The 538-nt window shown below is 69.9% G+C and carries 1 pseudogene; it reads right to left on the reverse strand.

What is annotated here, in order from left to right:
- Positions 1 to 538, reverse strand: a pseudogene (locus ACL03I_RS39475) (hypothetical protein); the annotation flags it as partial.

A 538-nucleotide genomic window follows, 5' to 3' on the forward strand; every position in this document is an offset into this window, starting at 1 on the left:
ACGACGTCGAGGATTGGGTGTGGCCGAATGCGTGTATCTGCTCCGATAACGGTCTCGGCTTTGGTTGTTGCTGGTGTGGTGGTGAGTGGTTCGGGGGCGCAGTCTCCGGTGGGGGTGTCGGCGCCGCGGGCGCCGGAGGTGTTGGCGGCGGCGGCGAACGCCGAGTCGCGGGTGGTGGGGTTGTTGCCGGTGGCGGCGGAGGGGCCGCGGCGGTTGCGGGCGGTGACGCCGGGGGTGGCGCCGTTCGCGGGTGCGGTGCCGTTGCAGGAGTTTTCGTTGCCTGGGGTGGGGGGTGCGTTGGGGATTCCGGAGGTGGTGTTGGCGGCGTATCGGAATGCGGAGTTGGCGTTGGCGTCCTCGACGCCGGGGTGTGGGTTGTCGTGGAGTTTGCTGGCGGGGATCGGGCGGATCGAGTCGGGGCATGCGGGGGGTGGGCGTACGGATGCGGCGGGCACGACGGTGACGCCGATCTTCGGTCCGGCGTTGGATGGGAGTTTGCCGGGTAATGAGGTGATCAGGGCGGCGGAGGGGGGGTATG

The organism is Nocardia sichangensis (assembly GCF_047200615.1).
Classification (GTDB): domain Bacteria; phylum Actinomycetota; class Actinomycetes; order Mycobacteriales; family Mycobacteriaceae; genus Nocardia; species Nocardia sichangensis.